General features: G+C 65.6%; 16 protein-coding genes and 2 riboswitches. Of the genes, 3 read left to right on the top strand and 13 right to left on the bottom strand.

The window, feature by feature from the left end; all coding sequences use genetic code 11:
• Window positions 1–57: 57 nt before the first annotated feature.
• Together LPH33_RS19650 and LPH33_RS19645 are read right to left on the bottom strand one after the other, a co-directional pair.
• On the bottom strand, window positions 58–1,017 hold the full coding sequence (locus LPH33_RS19650; protein ID WP_229565557.1) for an HpcH/HpaI aldolase/citrate lyase family protein: 960 nt from the start codon (window positions 1,015–1,017) through the stop codon (window positions 58–60).
• 312 nt (window positions 1,018–1,329) lie between these two features.
• The gene (locus tag LPH33_RS19645; protein WP_229565556.1) at window positions 1,330–2,043 is read right to left on the bottom strand and encodes a GntR family transcriptional regulator; all 714 of its coding nucleotides are present in this window, start codon (window positions 2,041–2,043) and stop codon (window positions 1,330–1,332) included.
• Between the two features lie 124 nt (window positions 2,044–2,167).
• On the opposite strand from LPH33_RS19645, the gene LPH33_RS19640 reads away from it, so the two are divergent.
• Genes LPH33_RS19640 through LPH33_RS19630 form a run of 3 tightly spaced genes read left to right on the top strand, consistent with a single transcriptional unit; the run spans window position 2,168 to window position 5,687 of the window.
• Window positions 2,168–3,547, top strand: a complete 1,380-nt coding sequence (locus LPH33_RS19640; RefSeq protein WP_229565555.1) for an LLM class flavin-dependent oxidoreductase — start codon at window positions 2,168–2,170, stop codon at window positions 3,545–3,547.
• A 25-nt stretch (window positions 3,548–3,572) separates the two neighbouring features.
• On the top strand, window positions 3,573–4,757 hold the full coding sequence (locus LPH33_RS19635) for a CaiB/BaiF CoA transferase family protein (protein ID WP_229568406.1): 1,185 nt from the start codon (window positions 3,573–3,575) through the stop codon (window positions 4,755–4,757).
• A gap of 18 nt (window positions 4,758–4,775) precedes the next feature.
• Window positions 4,776–5,687: an HpcH/HpaI aldolase/citrate lyase family protein gene (locus LPH33_RS19630; RefSeq protein WP_229565554.1), complete on the top strand. Its 912-nt coding sequence runs from the start codon at window positions 4,776–4,778 to the stop codon at window positions 5,685–5,687.
• A gap of 57 nt (window positions 5,688–5,744) precedes the next feature.
• On the opposite strand, the gene LPH33_RS19625 is transcribed toward LPH33_RS19630, so the two are convergent.
• From LPH33_RS19625 to LPH33_RS19575, 11 genes are all read right to left on the bottom strand, one after another.
• Complete coding sequence (locus LPH33_RS19625) at window positions 5,745–6,962, bottom strand: cobalamin-independent methionine synthase II family protein (RefSeq protein ID WP_229565553.1); 1,218 nt, start codon at window positions 6,960–6,962, stop codon at window positions 5,745–5,747.
• A 24-nt stretch (window positions 6,963–6,986) separates the two neighbouring features.
• On the bottom strand, window positions 6,987–9,269 hold the full coding sequence (gene metE / locus LPH33_RS19620) for a 5-methyltetrahydropteroyltriglutamate--homocysteine S-methyltransferase (RefSeq protein WP_229565552.1): 2,283 nt from the start codon (window positions 9,267–9,269) through the stop codon (window positions 6,987–6,989).
• 141 nt (window positions 9,270–9,410) lie between these two features.
• A riboswitch (cobalamin riboswitch) is annotated at window positions 9,411–9,615 on the bottom strand.
• A gap of 65 nt (window positions 9,616–9,680) precedes the next feature.
• Entirely contained in the window at window positions 9,681–10,241 is a 561-nt protein-coding gene (locus LPH33_RS19615; protein WP_229565551.1) for a DUF7676 family protein, read from the bottom strand.
• Entirely contained in the window at window positions 10,238–10,915 is a 678-nt protein-coding gene (locus LPH33_RS19610; protein ID WP_229565549.1) for a (2Fe-2S)-binding protein, read from the bottom strand. Before LPH33_RS19610 ends, LPH33_RS19615 begins: the two co-directional genes overlap by 4 nt.
• The gene (locus LPH33_RS19605) at window positions 10,908–11,720 is read right to left on the bottom strand and encodes an ABC transporter ATP-binding protein (protein WP_229565548.1); all 813 of its coding nucleotides are present in this window, start codon (window positions 11,718–11,720) and stop codon (window positions 10,908–10,910) included. Before LPH33_RS19605 ends, LPH33_RS19610 begins: the two co-directional genes overlap by 8 nt.
• Window positions 11,717–12,811 (bottom strand): FecCD family ABC transporter permease, encoded by a 1,095-nt coding sequence (locus LPH33_RS19600; protein ID WP_229568404.1) that lies wholly within the window; start codon window positions 12,809–12,811, stop codon window positions 11,717–11,719. The genes LPH33_RS19605 and LPH33_RS19600 overlap by 4 nt, the downstream gene beginning before the upstream one ends.
• 5 nt (window positions 12,812–12,816) lie before the next feature.
• Window positions 12,817–14,013: an ABC transporter substrate-binding protein gene (locus tag LPH33_RS19595; protein WP_229565546.1), complete on the bottom strand. Its 1,197-nt coding sequence runs from the start codon at window positions 14,011–14,013 to the stop codon at window positions 12,817–12,819.
• A gap of 56 nt (window positions 14,014–14,069) precedes the next feature.
• Window positions 14,070–14,142, bottom strand: a riboswitch (cobalamin riboswitch).
• Window positions 14,143–14,192: 50 nt separating this feature from the next.
• Window positions 14,193–15,011 (bottom strand): glycosyltransferase family 2 protein, encoded by an 819-nt coding sequence (locus LPH33_RS19590; RefSeq protein WP_229565544.1) that lies wholly within the window; start codon window positions 15,009–15,011, stop codon window positions 14,193–14,195.
• Window positions 15,008–16,000 (bottom strand): glycosyltransferase, encoded by a 993-nt coding sequence (locus LPH33_RS19585; RefSeq protein ID WP_229565542.1) that lies wholly within the window; start codon window positions 15,998–16,000, stop codon window positions 15,008–15,010. Before LPH33_RS19585 ends, LPH33_RS19590 begins: the two co-directional genes overlap by 4 nt.
• Entirely contained in the window at window positions 15,997–17,076 is a 1,080-nt protein-coding gene (locus LPH33_RS19580) for a glycosyltransferase family 4 protein (protein WP_229565541.1), read from the bottom strand. The genes LPH33_RS19585 and LPH33_RS19580 overlap by 4 nt, the downstream gene beginning before the upstream one ends.
• Complete coding sequence (locus LPH33_RS19575) at window positions 17,073–18,143, bottom strand: glycosyltransferase family 1 protein (RefSeq protein WP_229568402.1); 1,071 nt, start codon at window positions 18,141–18,143, stop codon at window positions 17,073–17,075. Before LPH33_RS19575 ends, LPH33_RS19580 begins: the two co-directional genes overlap by 4 nt.
• Between the last annotated feature and the right edge of the window lie 63 nt (window positions 18,144–18,206).

Raw genomic sequence — 18,206 nt, 5'->3', positions numbered from 1 at the left:
TCCCCGAGCGGCCCGCACCGTCGACACGGTGCGGGCCGCTGCTTTTTCCGTTCACACTCACTCGGACGGCTGCCACACCGATGATCGCTTCATCCCTGCCGCGCGCCCTTTTCCTGCGATCACCAGAGCCATCTTGCGGGACGCCTCGTCGATCATTTCGTCTCCCAGCATCGCGGCGCCGCGAGAGCCGCCCGCCTCGGAAGTACACCATTCGTATGCATCGAGGATGTTCTCGGCGTGATCGTAATCGGCCTGGCCGGGGCTGAAGATCTCGTTGATCGGATCTACCTGGGTCGGGTGGAGAACCCATTTACCGTCGAAACCGAGTGCGGCGGCCCGGCCTGCGACCCGACCGAGCCCGTCGAGGTCCTTGATCGCCAGGTAGGGTCCGTCGATCGCCTGCTTCCCGTGTGCCCGTGCTGCCATCAGGATGGACATCAGGATGTGGTGGTACGCGTCGCCCACGTCGTAGCCCGGGGGTTGTTCGCCGACGACGAGAGATTTCATCTGGATCGACGCCATGAAATCGGCAGGACCGAAGATGAGGGTCTCGATGCGGGGGCTCGCCTGCGCGATCGCATCGAGGGCGATCAGGCCGGAGGCGGTCTCGATCTGCACTTCGATGCCGATGCGACCGACTTCGAGACCGTGGGACTTCTCGATCTGAGTGAGCAGCATGTCCAGGGCGCGTACCTGAGCAGAGTCCTGGACCTTGGGAAGCATGATGCAATCGAGATGTGCCCCTGCGCCTTCGACGACATCCACGACGTCACGGTAGGTCCACGGAGTCGTCCAGTCGTTGACCCGAACAGTGCGAATCTTGTCGTCGAATCCGCCTTCGCGGAGGGCTTCGATGATGTTCTTGCGGCCGGTTGCCTTGGCAGCGGGGGCGCAGGCGTCCTCGAGGTCGAGGAATACGGCATCGACCTGCAGTCCGCGGGCCTTGTCGATCATCTTCGGATTCGAGGCGGGTACTGCGAGTGTGCTGCGTCGTGGTCGGATCGTTCGGGTCGTCATAGGAGACGCCTTTCGTGTATCGGCACTGATCTGATGTATCTGTTTCCGATTAATATACTTACATGTCCCCGTATTCGATCGTCGATAGACGCCTCCGAGGTATCCGGTTCGGGTCGCTTCACCGGCATATTCCGGATGCCTCTGTAGGCGTTGCTCTCACCCCGGCCGACGCGGGGGCGGTCGGGGTCGGACTTCTCGTCCGGCTCCCCGGATGGGGTAGTGGGCAGGAGAATCCGTCCGGACCCACGTCAGAATCGGCGAGCCGTACCGGGCGTCGGCTCGGTGACGAGTCGAGAATGAGCTGAGGGAAGTTCACTCCATGGCGACGGCGCTGTTGCGAGCTGCTTGCGCGATGTACGCGCTGAGCATCTGCGATGCGCCGGCGAAGTGCTCCTCGGTGATCCGCCTGGCCTCGACGCCGTCGCCTCGTGCAAGAGCGCTGATCAGTGCGTCGTGTTCGTCGAGACTGCATGGCACGCGCTCGGGGAACAGTTCGAAGTAACGCTGGGGAATCATCCGGCCGGCGTCGCCGAGCATCGCCTGTAGTCGCGCGGAACCACATGACTTGTTGATCTCGCGGTGGAACATCCAGTTCAGGGTGGCGATGTCGTCACCCGCTGCGGCTGCGACCCGAATCTCGCGATGCAGTTCGCGTACCCGCAACAGTTGCCGGTCGGTGATCTTTTCTGCCGCCCATTGGGCAGCGACACCCGAGAGCGCCGACATCAATGCGAAGTTTTCGACGATCGTCTCCGGGGAGACTCCGATGACGATGACGCCGCTGCGCTGGGCGACTCGGACCAAGCCTTCCTGAGCGAGCGTCAGGCACGCTTCGCGGACGGGGGTGCGACTGGTCCCGAACTCCTCGGCAACGGCGTCGAGGTCGATGCGCTCGCCGGGAGACAGATCGCCCGACAGGATGCGATGGCGCAACGTCTCTGCCGCGCGTTCGCGGCCGGTCTTCTTCGCAGGGGTCTCGTGGGGCGTTTCGCCGACGGTCCACGGGCCTCGCTCCACGTCTGTCATCGCACCCCTTCGAGCCGCCGGTACCGAGGCTTGACAATCTATCATCGACAAATAAATATATCAGTTGCGATCAGATATGTTGAACAATCAGGGGGTCTCCCAAATGGAACGCAGAACCGATCACATGACACTCGTAGCCTTCATGCAGGCCGGCAACGTGTCGGTCTACTCGGGGTCGTGGCGCTACCCACATGCTGCGCAGGACTTCTTGAGCCTGGACTACTACCAGCGCATTGCACGTGTTCTCGAGGAGGGCAGGTTCGACCTGATGTTCTTCGACGACCGCCTCGCGATGCCCGGGATCTATGGCAACTCGGTCGACGACGCCGTCCGATACGGTGCCCGTCCGATCAAGCTCGACCTGACCGCGATCCTCGGTGCCGCCGCGGCGGTGACGCAGCATCTTGGTCTCGGCGCAACCTACTCGACCACCTACTACCAGCCGTTCCACGTGGCCCGCACATTTGCGTCCCTCGATCATCTCAGCGGCGGCCGCGCGGCCTGGAACATCGTCACCTCCGTCAACGACGCCGAGGCCCGAAACTTCGGGGTGGACCAGCACTCCGAGCACGACAAGCGTTACGACCGCGCCGAGGAGTTCGTCGAAGTCGTTGCCAAGTTGTGGGATTCGTGGGAGGACGACGCCATCGTCGCCGATCGGGCGTCGGGCGTCTTCGCCGACCCGGCGAAGGTGCACAAACTCGATCACCACGGCGAGTTCTTCGACGTGCAGGGCCCGCTCACAGTGCCCCGAACCCCGCAGGGACGCCCGGTCCTCATCCAGGCAGGCCAATCGGGGCGCGGGCGGCAATTCGCAGCGAAGTGGGCCGATCTCATCTTCACCGGAGACCCGAGTCGGACCGTGGCCGCCGAGCACTACGCCGACCAGAAGGCGATCATTGCCGAGAACGGCCGAGACACCGATTCCGTCCGGGTACTGCCGATGGTCTACGTCATCCCGGGTGAGACCGAACAGATCGCGCGTGAGAAAGAGAACATCTTCCTGCACGAACTCGTCCATCCGCAGGCTTCGCTCACGCTGCTGTCGGAGGTCACCAACTATGATTTCTCAGGCCACGACCTCGACGAGGTCGTTACCGACGAACTGATCGACCAGGTCTCCGGTATTCGTGGTCTGGTACAGGGTGTCAAGCGGCACATCGGAGACCGGGAACTGACCCTGCGTGTCCTCGCCAACCACCGCGCGACCTTGCTGCAGGGGCCTCGGTTCGTGGGAACCGGAGCGCAGATAGCCGAAGAGATGGACCAGTGGTTCCATTCTCGTTCCTGCGACGGATTCGTTATCGCAGCAACGCATTTCCCCGGAGCCTTCGAAGACTTCGTGCGTCTCGTCGTACCCGAGCTGCGTACGCGAGGACTCGTACGAGAGGACTACGCGGGCCGGACTCTGCGCGAGAACCTCGGCCTCGCCCGTCCCGAGAACATCATGGCGACCCGAAGAATCGACCTCACCGATGCCGGAAAGGTCGTCGAGCATGCCTGATCAGGCACCCGATCCGCGTGAAACGATGCTCGCCGGAATTCGGGTTCTCGACATCGCGACTCTCGCAGCAGCCCCGCTCGCCGCCACCTATCTCGGCGAGTTCGGCGCCGATGTGATCAAGATCGAGCAACCACAAGGAGGGGATCCGATCCGCGGATGGGGCGTCCAGGACAACGGCACAGGCCTGATGTGGAAGAGCATCGGACGCAACAAGAGGTCCGTGACCATCGACCTCCGGACCGATACCGGACAGGATCTCGTGCGCCGCCTGGCCGTCGAATGCGACGTGGTCGTCGCGAACACCCGTCCGCACACCCTGACCCGGTGGGGTCTGGACTACGAGGCACTGAGTTCACTCAATCCGAAGCTTGTGATGTTGCACGTCACCGGATTCGGGCTCGAAGGCCCGAAATCCACTCGCCCGGGCTTCGGCACACTCGGTGAAGCGATGAGCGGTTTCGCACACAGCACCGGCGAAGCCGGCGGGCCCCCCACGCTGCCCTCGTTCATGCTCGCCGACGGTGTCGCGTCGTTGAACGCCGCCTACGCCGTGATGATGGCGCTCTACCACCGCGATGTGCACGGTGCCGACGGGCAACTGATCGACATCAATCTGATCGATCCGCTCGCACGGCTACTGGAACAGTCACTGCTCGCCTACGATCGGACCGGAACGATTGCTCATCGATCCGGTAACCGCTGGGAAATATCTGCTCCGCGCAACACCTATCGCACGAAGGACGGTAGATGGCTCGCGATGTCGGCCAGCGCCCCTTCGATCGCGCTGCGTGTCTTCAAGGCGATCGGCCGCGCGGACCTGATCTCTCATCCGGATTTCTCCGACCCACAGCGTCGGCTTTCTCGCCTGGACGAAGTCGACGAGATCGTCGCCGAGTGGGTGGGGCGACATACCCTCGACGAAGCCATGTCGGTGTTCGAGGCGGAGGAGATCGCAGCTGCCCCTGTCTACGATGTCGCACAATTGGTCGAGGACGAGCAGATGAAGGCCCGGAAGGTGTTCGTACGGGTCGAGGACGACGAACTCGGGAATCTACTCGTGCAGACGCCCGTGCCGCGCTTCTCACGCAGTGGCGGAATCGTCGACACGCTCGGACCGGCGCTCGGCCGGCACACCACGGAAGTGCTCAGCGAAATCCTCGGGCTGAGCGATACCGAACTCGCCGAACTCCGCGAACGCAACATCGTCTGACCACGGAAGGAATGCGTCATGACCGAAACCTCTGCACCGCGCAGGATCAGACGGTCCGAATTGGCCACTCCTGCGTCCAACGACCGGATGTTCGCCAAGGCCGCAGGTTCGCAGGCCGATCTGGTGTTCCTCGACCTCGAGGACGCCGTAGCACCCGCCTACCGGGAGGAAGCACGTGGCAAAGCCGTACGTGCCCTCAACGAATACGACTGGGGTAACACCGTTCGTGCGTTGAGGATGAACGGTGTCGATACCCGTTGGGCGTATGGGGACGTGATCGAGGTGCTCTCGGGCGCCAGAGAGAACCTCGACGTCATCATCGTTCCCAAAGTCACCGCAGCGCGGGACGTGTGGTGGGTCGACACGCTTCTCACCCAGGTTGAGCACACACTCGGTATCACCAAGAGGGTTCGACTCGAGGTACTCATCGAAGACGTCGCCGGGGTCGCGAACGCCGAGGAGATCGCCACCTCCAGCAATCGTCTCGACGCCCTTATCTTCGGTGCCGGCGACCTGTCGGTCTCCCAGGGCGCCCGGGTGGACACCAACTTCAAACCGCGCGACGAGTATCCCGGCGACTTCTGGCACTACGCCCGGATGAAAGTACTCACCGCCGCCCGAATCGGGGGCCTGCTCGCAATCGACGCCCCCTACCCGGATTTCAAGGACACCGAGGGATACGAACGCGACGCACGACATGCGGCGGCGCTGGGCTTCAACGGCAAATGGGCGATCCATCCGTCCCAGATCGAGATCGCGAACGACGTCTTCTCCCCGACCGAGGATGAGATCCGCCGCGCGAAACGCAACCTCGAGGCCTACCGCGAGGCCGAAGCCCGAGGTCTGGGCGCCACCAGCGTCGATGGCAAACTGGTGGATGCCGCGCACGTCAAACTCGCCGAAGCGATCCTGGCGCAGGCGGGGCAATAGCGGGTCCACGTGTGTGGCTCCGGCGGTCTTACCGTCGGAGCCACACACGTGCATCTGTCACCAGAGGCGAGCAGTAGCCAGTTCTGCTCCCTTGGTGAGGGATTCGAGCTTCGCCCATGCGATCTGCGGATGGATCCGTCCGCCCAGGCCGCAGTCCGTCGACGCGATCACGTTCTCGGGACCGACGACACTCGCAAACCTCTCGATCCGGTCCGCCACCAGTTCGGGGTGCTCGACGACGTTGGTGGCGTGGCTGATGACGCCGGGCACGATCTGCTTGCCCGCGGGCAGCTTCACGTCCTCCCACACCCGCCACTCGTGCTCGTGACGGACGTTGGCGGCCTCGAACGAGTACGAACCGGCGTCGATCTGCAGCATGGTCTCGACGAGATACTTGAACTCGAGGTCGGTGGTGTGCGGGCCGTGCCAGCTACCCCAGCACAGGTGGAAACGGATTCGGTCCTGAGGCAGGCCGCGCAGGGCGTGGTTGAGTGCTTCGACCCGGATTCGGGTGAACGCAAGATAGTCCTCGACCGTCGGTTCGGGATTGATCTGGTCCCAGTTCTCGGCGATGGAGGGATCGTCGATCTGCAGGATCAGACCGGCGTCGATGATCGCTTCGTATTCCTCACGCATGGCATCTGCGCACGCCCAGATGAACTCCTCTTCGGTGGCGTAGTGCTCGTTTCCGATCCGGGAGGCGCTACCCGGAGACAGCGACGTCATGAACCCGTTCTCGGCACCCGATGCGGCGAGGGCGGATTTCAGGTTCGCGATGTCGGATGCGATGGCGTCGTGGCCGATGTAGGTGACCGGACCCGTCGCTGTGGGGAACAGCGGTGGTTCCTTACCTACAGAGATGCCGCTGTCGGGATCGCCGTAGGCCTCGGCGAACAGTGTCCAGTCGCGTCGGTCCGGGAAGGTGGTGAGCCGGACGTTTCCGGGCGTGGATCGGACCGGAGTGCTGCCGAACGGGCCGCCGTCGGTCAGTTCGAGACCGGACAGTCGTTGGAACGAGTACGACCACCACGCTCCATAGTCGATGGGTGAAGACATGGCCTTCCCGTACTCGCCGTCGCCGGGGGTGGTGATTCCGAGATCCACTTGGCGCTGCACCAACGCGGTGACTTGGCCGGCGAGCAGCTCCGAGAATTCCTGTGAGGTGTCGAGTCGGAAGCTGTCGGCCGCCTCGCGTCGCGCGCGGTTGGCTTCGACGAGTTCGGGAGTGCGGGGGAGGCTCCCCGCATGGGTGGTGCGAATCTTTCGGATGGACATGATGAGAAACCTTTTCTGGGAGGGCTAGTTGCCGAGTTCGGCGCGAACGGTGGCGGCCGCCGCGACGAGGTTCGCCAGTGAAGCCGTGACCTCCTCGGTGCGGCGGGTCTTGAGCCCGCAGTCCGGATTGACCCACAGGCGCTCCGCGGGCACTGCGCGCAGGGCTTCGCGGAGCGATTCGGCGATCTCGGCTTCGCTCGGAACACGGGGCGAATGGATGTCGTACACCCCGGGGCCCACCCCGAGGTCGAATCCCACGGCGTTCAGGTCGTCGAGGACCTCCATGTGCGACCGGGCCGCTTCGATGGACGTGACATCGGCGTCGAGTTCGGCGATGGCCCCGATGACCTCGCCGAACTCGGAATAGCACAGGTGGGTGTGGATCTGGGTGGAATCCGCGACGCCGGACGTGGCCAGGCGGAACGCCCCGACAGCCCACTTCAGGTAGTCGTCCTGGTCCGCGGCGCGTAACGGGAGGAGTTCGCGCAGGGCAGGTTCGTCCACCTGGATGATGCGCACCCCGGCAGCCTGTAGGTCCACAGTCTCGTCGCGGATCGCCAAGGCGATCTGGTCGGCTGTCTCGGCGAGCGGCTGATCGTCTCGGACGAACGACCACGCAAGGATCGTGACGGGCCCGGTAAGCATGCCCTTGACCGGCTTGTCGGTCAGAGATTGGGCGTAGGTGATCCAGTCGACGGTCATCGGGGCACGCCGTGCAACATCGCCGTAGAGGATCGGCGGTCGCACGCAGCGACTGCCGTAGGACTGGACCCAACCGTTCTCGGTGGCGAAGAAACCGTCCAGTTGCTCGGCGAAGTATTGCACCATGTCGTTGCGTTCGGGTTCACCGTGAACCAGGACATCCAGGCCCAGCTTCTCCTGCAATGCAACGACTTCGGCGATTTCCTCGCGCATCCGCTGCGCGTATTCGGTCCGGTCGATCTCACCCTTGCGCAGTGCTGCCCGGGCAACCCGGATGCGAGTGGTCTGCGGATACGACCCGATCGTCGTCGTGGGCAGCAAAGGCAGATCCAGGTGGCCCCGCTGGATCTCCCGGCGCCGATCGGCCGGTGTACGCGTCCGGTTCGAGGAAAGGGACGCAAGGACCCCCCGGATCCGATCGTTGCGCAGACGCGGGTCCGAAGCGCGTACCTGCGCAGCGGTGCGGGAGGCTGCGAGTTCGGCGGAAACGGTGTCGCGGCCTTCGCGAAGCGCCTTCGAGAGTGCCACGATCTCGGTGATCTTCTCGTCACCGAATGCGAGCCAGCTACGCAGTGAGTCGTCGAGACCGGGCTCCGTCTCGATCGTGTACGGCACGTGCAACAGCGAGCACGAGGACGACACGGCCACGGCCGCTGTGGATCCGAGAAGTGTCGCGAGGGTGGAGAGAGCTCGCTCGAGGTCGGTGCGCCAGACGTTCCGGCCGTCGACGACGCCGGCGACGATCAACTTCTCGGCAAGAGCGGGCAATCCCGCGATGCCCTCGCTGGATCCGGCCACGAGATCGACCGCGATGCCTTCGATCGCCGTGTGCGCGAGCCGATCCAGCGCCGCGCCGAGACGCCCGAAATACGATGCGACGAGGATCGCTGGCCGGTCGTGCGTTTGTGACAACGCGGAGTACACGCGGCCGATGGCGTCGAGGGTGGCATCGTCGAGATCACGGACGAGGGCCGGTTCGTCGATCTGCACCCAGTCGACTCCGGTGCCGGCGAGTTGCGAGAGCAGGTCCTGGTAGAGGGGCACGAGTTCGTCCACACGGTCGAGCAACGAGCCTTGGCCGTCGACGGGTTTCGACAACAGCAGGAACGTCAAGGGGCCGACGACGACCGGTCGCGCCGGGATTCCGAGTTCGCGCGCCTGGGCGACCTCGGCGAGAATCTTGGTGGCGTCGAGTCGGAAGGTCGTGTCGGGCCCGATCTCCGGGACCAGGTAGTGGTAGTTGGTATCGAACCACTTGGTCATCTCGAGGGGAGCGACCTCGTCGGTTCCGCGGGCTGCGGCGAAGTAGCGGTCCAGGTCGTCGGTGATGCTTTCGACCCGGGGAGGAAGAGCCCCGAGCATGACCGCTGTGTCGAGAATCTGGTCGTAGAACGAGAACGTTCCGACCGGGATCGAATCGAGTCCTGCCGAGTGCTGGTGAGACCAGGTTTCGGCACGCAACTGTGTGGCGACCGCTACGAGTCCGGCGCGATCGAGACGACCGGCCCAATAGGCTTCGGTGGCTTTCTTCAGCTCCCGGTTCGGTCCGATACGCGCGGAGCCGAGCACGGTCGCGGTGAACGGGGTAGCTGTCGGAACAGACATCAGGTTTTCTCCGGTGTTCGTCGCGGGTGGTCTACCGCCCGACGAACGCACATCCCGATACGAGCCCCGTATTCTCGACCGTGGTCGAGGTGTTGCCGATCGGTGTGCGCCCATTCCACGAGGCGGCATACCGTCGGGCACGGCGTGCCCGACACGATCGGCAGGTATTCGGACTCGCAGGCGCCCGAGCCGTGAGGGCTCGAACCTACTGGCCGTCGCTTCCCGGGCATACACCCAGTGCTGTTGACGGCGGTCGTTCCTGCATACCGCTGCGGGACAGTCCCGGATTCTCACCGGGTTCCCTCTTCGACACCTCGGAAGGTGCTTCGACGTCACTTCCCGGTCTTCGGGGCTCCTCACGACCGGGCAGGGACGAACCGACTGCACCCACCACTATAGACCTGCGCCGAATCAGGAGTGACGGAAGCCCGTTCCGCTCCGGTCGCGCGGATCCGGTTCCAGCCCCAGGAATTCCGCGCGGAGGCGGTCCCAGGCTTCGAGGTGTTCCCAGATCGGTTCGTCCGTGAGTTGCTGGGTGTTGGTGAGGAACGGGGTGGGCAGCATGATGGTCAGCATCTGTTCGTCGCGACCGTTGAACAGGCGCAGACCCCACGAGGTGACGGTGTCGTCCTTGCCGATCCTGCGATACATCTCGGCGCGGCCACAGCGACGAATGCGGCCCAGTTCCGGTCCGCTCGCCGTGTGCTCACCGATGCACAGATGAAAGTGCCAGCGGCCGAAGTCGACGGTGACGTACCCGTCGTACATGCCGATCTTCTTCGGCGCGTTCGGTGCGGCGACCTCGAGCGCAGAGCCCTCGATGAGCAGGCCGAACCACATGTCGTTCCAATAGTTTTCGAACAGCAAGGTGACGAGACGCAGCAGGCTGTCCTCGTCGGTGGGCAACGGCCAGCGCTGTTCACACCCACCGTCCTCGGTGGTGATGATCTCGGGATCGAAAACGACGGTCACGGAATCTCCTTCGATATCTGTCGAGGTGGCGTGGGAAAGACACAGTCGCTGCACACACCGCCGGACGGCGTGCGGTAGTACAGGCAGCAACTGCGCCGGCGACCTGTGGATCGGTCGATGGTGTGAACGAGTCGCGGGTCCTGCAGCAGCGCGTCGACGTGCGGTCGGGCTTCGTCCCCGATGACGCGTCGTGCACCGATCAGAGCGGAGGCTGTGTTGCCCCACAGCGCACCTGGTGCAACGATGTCACGCCACGCGCCGATCAGCGGTTCGACCTGAGCGTCGAGCACTTCCGTTGCGGGTCCGCTACCGAACTCGGGGGTGACGATGTGCAACTTCAGACCGGCATCGTCGCGCCACAACAGCCTGTCGGGATCGAGTCGAACACAGCGGCCGGAGGCGGTGACGGTACCGACCGCGACCGACCACAGCCGCGCGACGAACCCGAAGAACAACGTCGATGCCGCGACGCGAGGCTCCGCGGTCTTCATGCGTTCCGATATCGCTCGGACCAGAACATCGCGGGTCGCGGCATCCCGTAGTTCGGAGGTCGGGCGCCAGCCGGCTTCCACCGGGCCGGTACCGACGCGGAAGTACGGACTCCACGCGGTGATTCGTTCGAGCACCCCGCCTGCGTCGGACACTGCTGGGTTGGGCACTGCTGGGTCAGACACTGCCGGCCTCCGGTTTCAGATCGAACACCATCGTCCGGGAGTCGAAGCGCATCCGTCCCCGATCGAATGCCTCCCCGATCCGTCCGGACTCGGCCAGCGCTGCGGGTGTATCGCACGTCAGTGTCCGGTCGGCGCCCAGCAGCCACATTCTGTCGGATACGCGCAAGGCGAGTTCGAGCTCGTGCGTGGACATCACCACCGCCAGGTTCTGCTCCCAAGCGAGACGGCCGAGAACGTCCACCAGTTCGACCCGCGACGGAACGTCGAGGAAGGAGGTGGGTTCGTCCAGGACGAGCAGCGACGGATCCTGGGCCAGGGCGCGGGCAGTGAGAGAACGTTGCCGCTGCCCGTCGGACAGTTCGGTGAACTGCCGGTCCGCGAGGTGGGTCGCGCCGACCGCCTCGAGCGCCCGCTCCACGGCGGCCCGATCCTCGGGCGACAGCCGGGCACTGGCGGGCAGGTGCGGCGTGCGGCCGAGCGCGACCAGCTCGCGCACCGTGAGCAGACCGGGGTCGATGCGCTCGGTCAGCACCACCGAGATGCGGGTTGCGAGGTCGGCGGGTTTCACCGTCGCCACGTCTTCGCCGTCGATGAGCACCCGCCCGTGCAACGCCGGCTGCAGGCCGCACAAGGTGCGTAGCAGTGTCGACTTTCCTGCGCCGTTCGGGCCGACGAGCGCGGTGAGTTCCCCGCGCCGGGCGATAGCGGACAGACCGGACGCCACCTCGGTGACCGTCCCGCGTCGCAGTGCCCGACGCCGGGTGTAACCGATCGTCAGGTCGTTCAGCTCTACACCCGGGGTCACAGTGCTGCTCCGAGCGCTCCACGTCGGCTGCGGATGAGAACCGTGATCACCACGGGAGCGCCGACGAGTGCGGTGACCGCGTTGAGGGGGAACACCGTATCGGTACCGGGCATCTGGCTCACGATGCCGCAGACGAGCGCGAGTCCGGATCCGAGCAAGGCGACACCGGGAAGCAGTATCCGATGGTCCGAGGTACCGAAGGCCATGCGGGCCAGATGCGGGACGATCAGACCGAGAAATCCGATCGGTCCGCAGAACGCCGTGGTGGCGCCGGCCAGCAGCGCGGCCGACACCACGGTGGTGAGCCGGACGGCGCGAATGTCGATGCCCATGGACCGTGCGTAGCCTTCACCGAGCAGCAGCGCATTGAGAGCGCGCACCGTGAGCAGTGCGACGACGATCCCACCGAGTACGACAGGGACGAGAAGCTTGAGATCCGACCACGTCGTCGCCGTGAAACTACCGAGTCCCCACACCAGGAACTGCTGGCTGCGTTGAGGGTCCGCATAGACGAGCAATACCGAGACGACGGCGGTGGTCGCCGACCCGAGCATCACCCCGATGAGCAACAGGGTCACAGCCGATCGCACCCACCGAGACAACAGGACGATCAGCAACAGAACCGCAGCCGCACCCAAGGCCGCGGCGATCACCACCCCCGCACGCCCGAGGCCTGCCAGGCCGGCGGTGAAGCCGCTCGCCCCGCCTCCGCCGATGACGACGACGAGCGCCACGCCGAGACTCGCACCGGAACTGGCACCGAGGATGAACGGGTCCGCCAGAGCGTTCCGGAACAGGGTCTGCATCTGCAGCCCGGCGATACCCAGCGCCGCACCGACCGCAATTGCGGTGATCGTGCGCGGTAACCGCAGATCACGAACCACCATGCTCCAGCGCGGATCCGATGCCTCCTGGCCGAACAGAACCCGGAGGGTCTCGTCGAGCGGCACCGTCACCGAACCCAGGGTCACCGACAGGATCGTCGTCGCCGCCAGTCCCACTATCAGCGCCGCGAAAACGAGCGAGACCCGTCCGGTAGCCGGCGGTGAGTCCGGGGCCGACTCGGTCGCGACCGGGGACGCTCCGAGCATGGCGGTCATGCCGGTAGCTGTTGGTAGAACGTGAATTCGTGGTCGGGCAGCAGGTCGGGATGCAGAATCGCCACGAGGTCCGACAGGATCAGGTCGGGCCGCAGGACGCCTCGCTCATAGAAGTCGTTTCCACCGTTGGGACCGAGGGCCTTGTTCGCGTTCCACACCCGGCCGGTGCCGACGGCGGCCAGCGAGCCGTACCGCTCGTCGTCGGCAAGTGCATCACCGATCGACGTCCAGCTGTTCACCACGAGCCACGTCGGGGCATCGGACGCCTCTGCGACCACGGCCTCGAAATCGAGGGGAAGCGACCCGGTGGTGGTCACGTCCTGCCACGGCCACTGCGCACCGGCGTCGCTGAACAACCGGCCCATGAAGCTGCCGCCGGAGGACATGTACCACGTGCCCTGTGCCATCCCACCCAGCAGAACGGGAGCCGGTTCCACGTCGGAGGCTTTCGCCGCCACATCGAGATAACGGTTCCGGATATCGTCGTAGACCTGTGCCGCCTCCTTCTCCTTGCCGGTGAGCGCGGCCATCACCTTGATCCACTCTGCGCGTCCCAGCGGTGACGCCTCGAGCCACTCGGCATTGGCGACCACACCGATGCCGGCCTCCCGCAGTTGGGCGTAGGCGGGATCGTCGGTACCGCCGGTCATGAGAACGTCCGGTGCCGCGAGCACGACGGCTTCGGTGTCGATGTTGCCGCCCGCGGCATACTCGGCGATCTCGCCCGATTCGATGCGTTCGATCACCGCTGCGTCGGAGACATTGGAGCCGTTCGAGACACCGGTGAGCACGTCGAGGGCATCGAGTTCGGTCACGAGCGGAAGGTGGGTGGTCGATCCCGAGTACAGGCTGGTGATCGGGACGGTGATCTGCTGCGCGTCGGCGAGTTCACCGGACAGTTCCGGAGCGGGAGCACCACACTTGACCAGCACGTACGACTCCGGCGGTGCCGCGGAGAACGGCTCGTTCACGGTGAGCACCTGGTAGCTCTTCTCGTAGGTGATCGAGAAGTTCTCGGCGTCGACGATCTCGGACTTGTCGGGGAAGTAGTCGGCGGACGGATCGAAATCGGTGATGCAGCCGTCCGCGGCGGAGGTGTCCACTTCGGAGGCCGAGGTCGAACAACCGGTGACCAGCACACTCGCGGTTGTGAGCGCCACGACGAGTTTCGGGAATGCTGCGCGTACACGCATGGCGATATCGCCCTCTCTCGGGGAAGTCCGCCCCGGGCAAGGAGGTACGACGACGGGAGTATCTGACTTCCGGAGATCACTCCCCGGTCACAGTGGCGGGACCGCGCCGGAATCGCACCGGCTTCCTCTGGCGTCGTCGTAATGACGGTGCCGAAATTAGCACACGCCGTGATACCAGTTCACGGTCGAGTGCGTACCCATCGCCGCTCCCGGGTGTCGAAAGCGGCGAGACCGAGACGCTCGAACTCGTCGAGCCACCCCCGCATCGGCCACCACCCCCAACGTTTCTGGAACAGCGCGGCATTGGTGAGGATATCGTCGAGATGCTCGACCGGTGGGCTCGACACCGGGTGGTACTGGTGGAAGGCGTGGGCGCCGCCGACCCAGGCCATGGGTACTCCGGCGCGCGCGGCCTTCTGGCCGAAGTCGGTGTCCTCGCTGCCGTATCCGGTGTAGGCGGTGCAGAACCCGCCGATGCGATCCCATACGAGTGAACGGGTCGCGAACGACAGCGACCAGAACAATTCGTGCCTGTCGTCCAGCACGATCTCACCCGAGGAGGGGAACGGACGGGCCGGATGCGGATCGATCGAGTCGCCGAGCCGGTCGAGGTCGTAACCGCTGGCACCCGGTTCGGACAGATAGGTGACCGGACCGTTGAGCAGCGCAGCCGGGTGCCGGCCGGCCGCCTCGACATACCGTTCGATCAGGTCGGGAGCGGGGATGCAATCGACGTCGAGGAAGACGAGCAGATCCGACGACGCCGTCCGCGCACCCAGATTCCGTGCCTCGCCGACCGGCAGTTTCGCGGAGTCGACGTCCATCTCCACAACTCGCGCCGACGAGCCCGCCGCGGCGACGACCTCCGCGACCTCCGGATCACCCATCGCGACAACGATGTGCTCGTCGGGTGTCCGGGTGCTGCGTGCGAGGCCGTCGAGTTGGCGTCGCAGATGCGTGCCGCGACCTGCGGCGACCGTGACGACCGAGACGGTCACGATCGCTCCGCTAGATCGTCCAGGATCGCAGCCGCGCGCGCTGCGGCACCGTCGACCTGCCAGCGTTTCCATTCGACAGGGTCGACGCTGCGTGCTCGCTCGATCAGTTCGGGCCAGCGGTCCGGGTCGGGCCAGCCGTCGAGACCCACCGCCAGTCCGGCCTTCTCCAGAGCGGTTGCGGTGGAACGCTGTTCGTCGAACGGTCGGGATTCGGCGATCACGACTGCAGGTTGCGCGGCGGCCGCGATGTCGGCGATGGTGTTCTGACCCGCGTGCCCGATCACGACGTCGGCGCCAGTGAGGGCGGGCCACGGATCGTCGATCCACGGGCCGCCCGCGACACCGAGACCCTCCCATTCGTACTGAGGGAAGCGCGACGAGAACCGGTGCAGATCGTCGACGGTGATCGACGACCCGCCGCTGCCGCTCATGACGAGGACCCTCGGCTTCTCACCGGCTGTGCGGGTGGGAGACGGGCGACCGTCGAAACGGCTGATCCCGCCGACGTACGAGGTGGCGTACGAGCGCAGCCAGTGCGGATCGTAGACGTCCTGCGACCACGGTGCGATGAGGTGGTCGGCGACGCTGTAGGCCAGCGTGTGCGCGGTGTCGGTTCGTTCGCCGGGCATCGCGAGCACCACGACCGGGATGCCGTACAACCGGGCGAGGAGCGTCACCTCCACCGACACGTCCACCACCAGCAGGCTCGGGCGCGTCGCGGCGATCCACGATCCCAGTGCGTGCATGCGTTCGCGGAGCCCGTCGTCGTGGGTGGGAACCCAGTGGAGGACGTCGTGGGCCGTCGGGTCCTGCGCGGTGTCGACGGCGAGGTCGTCGCGGAGGAGCAGCACCACGTCGTCGAAGGCGTCGGCGGCAGTGCCGAGCGGCGCCGACGACAATGCCGTCACCGGCGTCCGCAGATGCGCGCAGATGCTGCTCGCGCGGGTGCGGTGCCCGTGCCCGTGATGATGGATGTAGTAGCCGATCATGCCGCTCCAGCGAGTTCCCGATACAGCGAGACGTAGGCATCGACCATCGTGCGTTCCGAACAACGCTCCTCCGCGCGGGCCCGGGCGGAGGCACGGGACAGACCGACAGCGCGGGGTATCGCCGCGGCCAGGCCGTCGATGTCGTCCGGCGCGACCAGGCGTCCGCTGCTCTCGTCGACGACCTCCGGGATGCCGCCGCGCGCGAAGGCCACCACGGGTGTCCCGCATGCGAGGGACTCGGCGACGACGAGCCCGTACGGTTCGTCCCATTGCGGGGTGATGAGTGCTGCTGCCGAACGTCCCACCGCGGCAGCGAGATCCGGCTGGGAAAGATGACCGAGATAGATCACGTCGGGACCGAGGAACGGTTCGACGTGTTCCGCGAAGTACCCCCGGTTGCTGATCGGGCCCGCGATCCGCAGCCGGTAACCGGCCCGGCGCGCAGCCTCGATCGCGAGATGCGCGCCCTTCTCCGGCACGAGGCGGCCGAACCAGATCAGGTCCTCGCCACCCGAACCGACCGGCCACGCTCCGAGGTCCACACCGTTGGGCACGACCGCCACCGGACCGGGCGTGGCGTGTTCCCAGGCCGTCGCGGTGTGCCGGCTGACCGCGACGAACGTGCCCGGGCACCCACCCGGGGTCGCCATCGCCGACTCGAGCCACGGCGTCGGCGGCGTGTGCAGCGTGCAGAGCAACGGGGTGCGCAACATGCGGGCCATCGCTATCGGCAGGTAGTGCAGGCTGTGATTGTGCACGACGTCGAAAGCATCGGCGGACGGTCCGGCGAGATCGAGCATCAGCGACAGGTAGGCGTGGTGGTCGCCGAGGAAGCCGTTCGCCGGGGGCATCGACACGTCGCTGCGTGAGAGTTCGCTGACCTCGAAGGACGGCACCTCGAGGAACGAGGCCGGAAGGTCCGGATCGGATCCCGGTGCGGCGAAGAGCGTCACCTCGTGGCCGTCCTTGCCGAGCGCGTGGGCGAGATGCCACACGTGCGCTTCGAGTCCGCCGGCGAAGGGTTGGCGGATCGGATATCTGTTCGACGCGATGAGCGCGATGCGCAACGGCGTCATGATCCGCTCCGGCCGCTCATCGCGCGCAGGTAGATGTCACGATGGGCGCGGGCCAGGGCGCGACGTTCGTCCATACGTTGCAACCAGTCGGCTCGCGGAAGGTCTCTGCTCTCGTACAGTTCTCGCACGCAACGATCGAGCGTGCCGGCGTCGAAGGTGTCCTCGTCGTAGGTGTACACACCGCACCGGCGTTGCTCGCCGTAGAAGCCACAACTCGGCGCGACCACCGCGGTGCCGAGGTCGAAACACGCTTCGAGCCAACCCGAATGGGTTCCGAAACGGTAGGGCAGCACCGACACCGACAGGTCCGAGAGGTACTGCCACAGTTCGTCGTCGGAGAAGTACGGATGCACCCGCACGTCCACCTGGGGTTGCTCCCCGTACTGCAGGATGCGGGAACCGGCTTCCGGGTTGTACCAGTACGCATTGTCGGGATCGAAGATCTCGTCGTGCACGTTGATCTGCAACACCGCATCGGGAAGCGAGCGCACGGTCCCGGCCATCGTGTCGAGCACCGGGAACAGATCCATGTTCGCGCGCAGGCTCTTCGCGTGGACCCCCACGACGAACGGACTCTCGTCGCGACGCGGTCGCTCGAGCCAGTGCTGTTCGACGACGTGCGGATGCGGCAGGACCGTCGCCTCTCGGCCCCAGCGCAGACGGATCCGCTCGGCTGCGCCCGGCGTGAGGGTGATCAGTTCGTCCGCGGCCGGAATCAGCACGTCGAGTTGCTTGTGGTGCTCACCGGGGGTGGGATGGTGCGGGTTCCGCAGGTCGTGCACCGTGTACACGAGAGGCTTGTCGTGTTCGGCGAGTTCGGCGACGACGTCCTGCAGCTGCTCCGCGCCGATCGCGTCGAATCCGAAATGGATGTGGAAGACGTCGAATTCCTCGTGGTGGGCGCTCACCCAGCCAGGTTCGAGCATCAACGGCGGCCACCAGCCACCGGGCACCTTGCGGCCGTCGGCGGGAACCGGATCCGTCAACCGGATCACGTCGTCGCCCTCCGGGCAGGCGAGGTGCCGGACGTAGACGTGCGACGCAGGTACCGACGCGACTCGAATCACCACAGCCGACCCCTCTTCTCCCTCGCGCGACATTCGCCGTACACACCGAAAGGCCGGGAACAC

The organism is Rhodococcus sp. RDE2, assembly GCF_020885655.1.
GTDB classification, from domain to species: domain Bacteria; phylum Actinomycetota; class Actinomycetes; order Mycobacteriales; family Mycobacteriaceae; genus Rhodococcus; species Rhodococcus pyridinivorans.
The sequence above is the reverse complement of the archived record's forward strand: the minus strand, read 5'-3'. Positions and strand labels throughout refer to the sequence as shown.